We start from the raw sequence: 7623 nt of genomic DNA, 5'->3' as shown, positions 1-7623 counted from the left end.
GGCTGAGCTCCGCCATCGCGCTCCAACCGGTGCCGGGGACCTCGACGTTGACGATCTCCGGGGTGCGGGTGATGAAGTCGGGCATCCAGGCCATCGCGGTCCTGAAGTGCTCCGACTCCACGTGCCGGGCGCCCGCCTCGCCGTCCCGGAACGCCTCCAGCAGCACGTACTGGTGCGGGTCGTCGACACTGCGGGACCACTCGAAGAAGACGTTTCCCTCCTCGGCGCGGGTCGAGGAGGTGAACTCCTCGACCCGCTCGATCCAGCTCGCGCTGTGCTCGGGCCGGACGGTGAACTTCACGGCGATGAAGATCACGACTACTGCTCCTCTGCGGTGGGTTCGCACACGCGCGCGTGTGCCTTCACCTGCAACGATCGCAGATCCGACCGGCCCGGGGCGTCACCGGTGCCGCAGGTACGCCGCCGCGGCCGCCCGCAGCCGCTCGTGCAGGCCGTCGTACGCCCGGACCCGGCCCAGCACGGACTTCGGCAGCTTGGCGGCCATCGTGTAGTTGGTGTCGCAGACGTTCGCCGCCGGGGCCAGCCCGGTCTGGCTGACCAGCTGGTACGCGTCCAACTGGTCCAGGCCGAGCAGGTCGGCCGTCCAGCCGACCAGGTCGTGCTGGCTGATCCGGAACGCGTCCTCCAGCGGGCGGGCCGAGCCGGTGCTGATCAGGAAGTCGTCGTTCTCCAACCGGGGCCAGGCCGGGCCGCCGCCCTTCACCAGGTCGACGATCACGGTGGTGCGCATCGCCGCCTCCACCGCCGTCCCGCACACCTCGCCCTCGCCCTGCCGGGCGTGCCCGTCGCCGATCGCCAGCAGCCCGCCGTCCACGTTCACACCGAAGTACGCGGTCGTCCCGGCCCGCATCTCGGGCGTGTCCAGGTTGCCGCCGTGCGCGCCCGGCGTGATCGAGGCCAGCACCTCGCCCGCCGCCGGGGCCACCCCGACCGTCCCGTGCATCGGGTCCAGCGGCAGCGCGACGGTGAGGTCGCTGTTGCGGGCCCGGAAGTGGCACAGGCCCGCCGCCACGTCCAGGTCGTACACCCAGACCCGCTCCTCCAGCGCCGGGTGCAGCATCGCCGTCTGGTGCGTGGCCGTCAGCGCCCCGAAGTGCGGGAAGGTGCTGGAGAAGCCGTGCTCCCGGGCCGGGGTGATCTCCACGAAGTGCACCGCCAGCACGTCCCCCGGCTCGGCGCCCGCCACCGCGATCGGCCCGGTCACCGGGTTGAGGTACGGGAAGACGCACACCCGGCTGGGCAGGTCGTCCACGCCGCGCACCTTGCCGCCGAAACAGTCCTCGGTGGTCAACTCCACGACGCTGCCCGGTCGGACGGTGGTCAGCGGCGGCCGGCCGCCGAAGGTGTAGGCCCAGTCCTCCGGGCCGGGGGACAGGCGGACGGGCTCGGGCAGGCTCACGGGGTCTCCTCGGCGGTGTGCTCGGTGGCGCTCTCGGCGGCGCTCCCGGTGACGTTTCCGGCGGTGTGCTCGGCGGCGTTCCCGACGGTGGGCTCAGTGGTGTTCCCGGCGGTGTGCTCGGGGGTGGCGACGGACAGCTTCGGCGTGCGGCCGGTGACGACCAGCCCGGTCAGCACGACCGCGCCGACCAGCAGCCAGACGAAGCCGAGCCGCTGCGCCGCGATGTTCGCGTTGACCACCACGTACGCCAGGATCGCGAAGCCCAGCGCCGGCGCGATCAGGTGCCGCCAGTAGTCCCGGCTGCGGTTGCGCACCAGGTAGTGCACGACCACCGCGACGTGCAGCACCAGGAAGGTGGTCAGCGCGCCGAAGTTGACCAGGGTGCTCAGCAGGGTGATCCCGTCGTCCCGGGAGGACATGTACAGGCCCAGCACCAGCGAGACCCCGGCGGTCAGCAGGGTCGCGTTCACCGGCACCCGGCGGGTCGGGTGCACCCTGGCCAGGAAGGCCGGCAGCTGGCGGTCGCGGGCCATCGCGAACAGCAGCCGGGACGTCGCCGCCTGGGCCACCAGGGAGTTGGCGAAGCCCCAGGCCACGGCCGTCGCGGCGGCCGTCAGGGTGGCCAGCCAGCCGCCCGCCGCGGTGCGCGCCGCGTCGTAGAACGCGGTGCCGTCCGGGTCGCCGTTCGCCACCAGCGAGTCCGGATCGGTGACCAGCAGCGACGCCACCCAGGTCTGCACGATGAACAGGGTGCCCGCCAGCAGCAGCGCGGCCACCATCGACCGGCCGATCGCCTTCGCCGAATCCCGGTTCTCCTCCGAGAGGGTGGAGATGCCGTCGAAGCCGAGGAAGCTGAGCACCGCGACCGACACCGCGCCGAACACCAGGCTCCAGGAGAAGGTGTGCCCGTTGTACAGCGGCGTGAAGTCGAAGCCCCGCCCCTTGCCGTCGGCCAGCGCCACCACGCCGACCACCACGAACAGCGCCAGCACCACCAGTTCGCCGACCAGCACCGCCTTGTTGACCCTGGCGGTGGTCTCGATGCCCAGGTAGTTGACCGCCGTGTTCAGCAGCACGAACCCGACCACCCACAGCCACACCGGCACCGAGGGCACCAGCGAGTTCATCGCCACCCCGGCGATCAGGTACAGCAGGCCCGGCACCAGCACGTAGTCCAGCAGGATCATCCACCCCGACAGGAAGCCCACCGGCGCACCGATCCCGCGCCCCGCGTAGGTGTACACCGAGCCCGCCATCGGGAACGCCCGCGACATCTGGGCGTACGAGAGCGCGGTGAACATCATCGCCACCATGCCGAGCACGTACGCCAGCGCGACCATGCCGCCGGAGCCCTGGAAGACGCTGCCGAAAATGCCGAAGGGCGCGATCGGCACCATGAACACCAGCCCGTAGACGAGCAGGTCGGTGAAGGTCAGCGAGCGGCGCAACTCCTGTTGGTAGCCGTAGCTCTCGATGCCCTGCGGCGCGGGTGTGTCGGCCATGGTGCTCCCTCTCCGTGACGGGCCAGCGGGTGTGGGGGAGACTGTAGGGGTAAGTATTTCCAGATGGAAGGGTTTTCTCGGCGCGCGGGACCATCGCGCACGGTCACGGTCACGGTCACAGACGGGGCGGGGGGCTCGGGACGGGACGGTCCGGGCCGGGACGGTCCGGGACGGTTCAGGGCAGGACGGTGAAGGCCGGGCCCTCGGCCCGTGCCAGGTGCACCTTGCGCCGCCCGGCGTGCAGTAGCGGGGCGGCCGCCCGGACCAGGCCGGCCGGTTCCAGTGCCCGGCGGGCGGCCAGTGCGGCCAGTAGGTGCAGGCCGTCGTAGAGGCCCACCGCGTACGCGTCCAGCACCGGTGCCCACGGGCCGCACAGTGCGCGGTGGCGTTCGGCCAGGAGTTGGCGGGGCTCTTCGGCCAGGGTCGCGAACGAGGGCATCGCGGCGTACAGCGTGCCGGTGCCGTCGCCGCCCAGGGCCAGCAGGCCGTTCTCCTCCAGCGCGCCGGACAGCCGCACCAGGCGCCGGTCCAACCCGCTGCGGCGCAGCGCCCGGTGGAACACCACCTGGTCGCGGCCGATCAGGCTGAGCAGCAGGCCGTCCGCGCGGCAGGCGCGCAACTCGTCCAGCAGCGGCTCGACCGCCCGCTCCACCGCCCCGAACGCCACCCGGCGCTCCAGCACCACCCGGGCCCCGGCCCCGGTTGCGAGCCGGGCGGCGGCCCGGTGCACGGTGCGCGGCCAGATGTAGTCGTTGCCGATCAGCGCCCACCGGCGGATTCCGTGACGCTCCGTCAATCTGCCGATGGCCGGGCCGAGTTGGGCGGCCGGGGCGATGCCGGTGCACAGCACTCCGGGCCGCCGGGAGCCGCCCTCGTGCGGCGGGGTGAACACGTACGCGATCCGCTCGGCGGCCACCGCCTCCACCGCCCGGTGCACGTCGCTGGTGTGGCAGCCGGCCAGCGCGTCCAGCGCCCCCGCCGCCAGCAGCCGGCGCACCTCGGCGGCCACCGGCTGCGGCGCGCCGCCGCCGTCCACCAGCACCAGCTCCAGCGGGCGGCCGAGCACCCCGCCCCGGGCGTTCACCTCGTGCGCGGCCAGCAGCGCGCCGTCCAGCGCGGACGGGCCGGTCAGCCCGAGCGTCCCGGACTGCGGCACGACGAGACCCACCCGGAACGCGCCGTCCCCCCGTCCGAGGTGCAGCGCGTCGAGCGGATCGACCAGCCTGGCGTCCAGCATCACCCGTTCCTCACGCCTTCCCCGACGGTGCGAGTATGGTCGTCCCGCCGGGCTCCGGGAAACCCCGCCGGGCCGCAGCAAGGGATCGCAACGGATCGCAACGGATCGGAACGGAACGGGAGGCCGGATGTCCGCGAACGCCGCCGGGCCGGACGCCACCACGCCGGACGCGGCCGGGCCGGACCCTGCCGCCGCCACCGCGCCGCTGCTGGTCGAACTCGTCGCGCTGGCCCACCGCCGCCTCACCGGCGGCCTGGCCGCCACCCTCGCCGAGGAGGACTGCACCGTCGACCAGTGGCGGGTGCTGCGCGCCCTCGCCGACGGGCAGGGCCACCCGATGGGCGAACTCGCGCAGTCCCTGCTGATCCCGCAGGCCAGCCTGAGCCGCCTGGTGGACGCCCTCGCCGACACCGGCCAGGTCTACCGCCGCCACGACGACCGGGACCGCCGCCGGATCACCGCCCACCTCTCCCGGCAGGGCCGCACCCGCCTGGCCCGCCTCGACGCCCTCGCCGCCGCGCACGACGCCGCCGTCCGCGCCGCCTGCGCCCTCCCCGACCCGGCCGGTCCGCTGGCCCGGCTCGCCGCGCTCTGACGCCGTGCTCTGGCGCCGCGCTCTGGCGCCGCGTCCGGAACTGCCCCATCGGGCAGGCCCCGCGCCGGTTTCGGGCGGCGTTGCCCGTTGCGCCCGCAGTCCGTGACACGGTTGGGACGGACGGGGAACGCGGCTGTGGATCTTGGGGCGGTACAACTGCCGGGAAGGCTTCCGAGCCGCCCCGTCCGCCCCACCCCACCGAGGTACCCGCCGCCATGCGCACCATCACCCGCCTGACCGCCACCGCCGCCGCCGTCCTCCTCGCCGGGCTCACCCTCGCGGCCTGCGACGACGACGGCGGCAACGGCGCCGCCGCGACCACCTCCGCCGCCACCGGCAGCGCTGCCGCCCCCGGCGCGGGCACCGCCGCGAGCACCGGCGCGGGCACGGGCAAGGACGCCGCCAGCACCCCCGCCAAGGCGGCCGGCACCGCGAAGTGCACCGCCCAGGACGTCAAGCTGACCGTGGCCGGCCCCGCCGGGCGGGCCGACGAGCAGCAGCCGGCGCGGGCCGAGCTCCGGGCCCAGAACACCTCCGGCAAGGTGTGCGCGCTGACCGGCTTCCCGGGCGTCCGGCTCGCCGACGACGAGGGCAAGGCCGGTCCGCTGGACGCCGTCCGGCAGGGCGGGGTCAACGCCGCCAGCGTCACCCTGCAGCCCGGCAAGTCCGCGTCCGCCCCGCTGATCTACAGCGACGTCAACACGGAGGGCAGCGCCTCCGGCCGCCTGGTCTGCGCCGTCCAGGGCTCCAAGCTCGCGGTGATCCTGCCCGACACCACCCAGCAGTCCCAGGTCCAGGTCACCGGCGGCGTCGACAACGGCACCCTCAGCGTCTGCGGCGACCTCACCGTCGGCCCCTTCGAGCCTGCCGCCTGACCCTCCCGCGCTCCCGCGCACCGTCGCCCCGGGCGCGGCCGGTCCGCCCCGCGCGCACGGCTGACGGCCCGTCAGCCCTGCTGCCCGACCGCCCTGCTGTCCGACTGCCCGACTGTCCGACCACCCGGGTGCGGCCCGCCGGTGCGGGGGCTCCCGATCGGGCCGGGCCGTTCGCCGGAGCGGGCCGTTCGTCCACCACGGCGGCGAGGTGCGGGAACGGGGGCGGGCGCCGGTGGGGGGTGTCGGGGCGAGCCCCTACGATGGGCGGCATGACGACAGCGGGGCCGGGCGGCCAACTGATCGACGGCCGCTTCGAGTTGCTGGCGCGGCTCGGGGGCGGCGGGATGGGTCTGGTCTGGCGGGCCAGGGACACCCTGCTGGAGCGCGAGGTGGCGCTGAAGGAGGTCCGGCCGCCGGATCCGGCGATGCTGGACGCCGACCCGGCGGCCGCGTACGAGCTGCGCGAGCGCGTCCTGCGGGAGGCCCGGGCGCTGGCCCGGCTGCAGCACCCCAACGTGGTGACCATCCACCACATCGTCGACAGCCCCGAACTCGCCCACCCTTGGCTGGTGATGGAGCTGGTTCCCGGCGGCTCGCTGGCCGACCGGATCGGCCGCGGCCCGCTCGCGCCGCAGGAAGCCGCCCGGATCGGCCGCGGCCTGCTCTCCGCGCTCACCGCCGCGCACGCCGCCGGGATCCAGCACCGGGACGTCAAACCGGGCAACGTGCTGCTGCGCGCCGACGGCACGCCGGTGCTCACCGACTTCGGGATCGCCGCGCTCAGCGAGTCCACCAGCCTGACCGCCACCGGCGCGCTGATCGGCTCGCCCGAGTACATCGCCCCCGAGCGGATCCGCGGCCAGGAGGGCGACCCAGCCTCCGACCTGTGGTCGCTCGGCATGACGCTGTACGTCGCCGTCGAGGGCCACCACCCGCTGCGCCGGGCCAACAGCATCGCCACCCTGGCGGCCGTCCTCGACCAGCCGCTGCCGCCGCCGGTCCGCTCCGGCGTGCTCGGGCCGACCCTGCTCGCGCTGCTGGCCCGGGACCCGGCCGAACGGCCCGACGCCGCCCGGCTGGACCGGCTGTTCGCCGCCGCCGAGCAGGGCGTCGACGGCACCCTCGGCGGCAGCCCCGCCTTCTCGCCGACCGAGACCAACTCCCCGCCCCCGTACAGCCGGACCGAGACCGGCGGCACCCTCCCGCACACCCCGACCGAGGAGGTCGGCCCGAGCAGCCCGGGCCCGCGGCGGCGGACCGGGGCGGTGCTGACCGCGGCGGTCGCGGTGGCGGCGGTGGTCGGGCTGCTCGGGTGGGCGTTCGGGCCGAAGCTGTTCGACGGGAAGGGGGGCGAGGACCCGCCCGCGGCCGGGGCCTCCGTCCCCGCGACGGCCCCCGCGACCGCCGGGGCGGTGCCGTCCGCCGCGCCGTCCGCCGTGCCGTCCTCCGCCGCGCCGTCCAAGGGCGGCACCGGCGCCGGCGCGCCCGCCTCCGGCACCGACCTGCTGACCCCGGACGGTGCCCGGGCGCTGGTCGAGTCCATCCGGTCGAGCACCGGCAGCTCCACGATCATCGACATGACGGTCCGTTCCGACAACGCCCACGCCAAGGTGGTGCGCAAGGACAACCCGGCCCGCTACGACACCGTCGACTACCGCGCCGGGAAGCTCACCACCACGGCCGGCGGCGTCGTCGACAGCATCAGCGCCAAGAAGCTCGTCGACCTCGGCCGGATCGACTGGGACCAGCTCCCGACGGTCACCGCCACCGCCAAGAGCCGGCTCGCCGTCCCGCAGCCGACGGACCGCTACCTGCTCGTCGACTACGGCTGGTTCGCGGACGAGATCACCATCCGCTACTACCTCTCCGACGACCAGGGCAGTGGCGGCGGCTACCTCACCGCGGGCGCCACCGGCAAGATCCTCAAGGTGGTGAAGTCCACCGACTGAACCGGGCACACGGCGGCGGCCCCGCCCCCCGCTGTCCGGGAAGGA

The 7623-nt window shown here is 74.8% G+C and carries 7 protein-coding genes; 3 read left to right on the top strand and 4 right to left on the bottom strand.

The window, feature by feature from the left end; genetic code table 11:
* From ACFUEL_RS30640 to ACFUEL_RS30625, 4 genes are all read right to left on the bottom strand, one after another.
* Positions 1-316, bottom strand: a 316-nt coding sequence (locus ACFUEL_RS30640) for a putative quinol monooxygenase (RefSeq protein ID WP_380240041.1), incomplete at its 3' end; no start/stop codon positions are given.
* A gap of 84 nt (positions 317-400) precedes the next feature.
* Positions 401-1420, bottom strand: coding sequence for an acetamidase/formamidase family protein (locus tag ACFUEL_RS30635; protein ID WP_380240040.1), 1020 nt, complete (start codon positions 1418-1420; stop codon positions 401-403).
* A complete protein-coding gene (locus tag ACFUEL_RS30630) occupies positions 1417-2922 on the bottom strand; it encodes an APC family permease (protein WP_380240039.1) in 1506 nt (501 codons plus the stop codon). The genes ACFUEL_RS30635 and ACFUEL_RS30630 overlap by 4 nt, the downstream gene beginning before the upstream one ends.
* 175 nt (positions 2923-3097) lie before the next feature.
* Positions 3098-4159 carry an ABC transporter substrate-binding protein gene (locus ACFUEL_RS30625; protein ID WP_380240038.1) on the bottom strand — a complete coding sequence of 354 codons (1062 nt, stop codon included), beginning with the start codon at positions 4157-4159 and terminating at the stop codon, positions 3098-3100.
* Between the two features lie 127 nt (positions 4160-4286).
* On the opposite strand from ACFUEL_RS30625, the gene ACFUEL_RS30620 reads away from it, so the two are divergent.
* The 3 genes from ACFUEL_RS30620 to ACFUEL_RS30610 all read left to right on the top strand — a co-directional run bounded on the left by ACFUEL_RS30620 (position 4287) and on the right by ACFUEL_RS30610 (position 7578).
* Positions 4287-4754 (top strand): MarR family transcriptional regulator, encoded by a 468-nt coding sequence (locus ACFUEL_RS30620; protein WP_380240037.1) that lies wholly within the window; start codon positions 4287-4289, stop codon positions 4752-4754.
* Between the two features lie 215 nt (positions 4755-4969).
* Positions 4970-5629, top strand: a complete 660-nt coding sequence (locus ACFUEL_RS30615; RefSeq protein ID WP_380240036.1) for a DUF4232 domain-containing protein — start codon at positions 4970-4972, stop codon at positions 5627-5629.
* A 269-nt stretch (positions 5630-5898) separates the two neighbouring features.
* The gene (locus ACFUEL_RS30610) at positions 5899-7578 is read left to right on the top strand and encodes a protein kinase (RefSeq protein WP_380240035.1); all 1680 of its coding nucleotides are present in this window, start codon (positions 5899-5901) and stop codon (positions 7576-7578) included.
* Positions 7579-7623: the final 45 nt, after the last annotated feature.

The organism is Kitasatospora sp. NPDC057198, assembly GCF_042670125.1.
GTDB lineage: Bacteria > Actinomycetota > Actinomycetes > Streptomycetales > Streptomycetaceae > Kitasatospora.
This window is presented reverse-complemented; position numbering and strand designations above follow the sequence as displayed.

Coding starts and splice junctions, on each gene's coding strand:
- ACFUEL_RS30630 (WP_380240039.1), bottom strand. CDS start 2,922: ATGGCCGACACACCCGCGCCGCAGGGCATCGAGAGCTACGGCTACCAA.
- ACFUEL_RS30625 (WP_380240038.1), bottom strand. CDS start 4,159: ATGCTGGACGCCAGGCTGGTCGATCCGCTCGACGCGCTGCACCTCGGA.
- ACFUEL_RS30620 (WP_380240037.1), top strand. CDS start 4,287: ATGTCCGCGAACGCCGCCGGGCCGGACGCCACCACGCCGGACGCGGCC.
- ACFUEL_RS30615 (WP_380240036.1), top strand. CDS start 4,970: ATGCGCACCATCACCCGCCTGACCGCCACCGCCGCCGCCGTCCTCCTC.
- ACFUEL_RS30610 (WP_380240035.1), top strand. CDS start 5,899: ATGACGACAGCGGGGCCGGGCGGCCAACTGATCGACGGCCGCTTCGAG.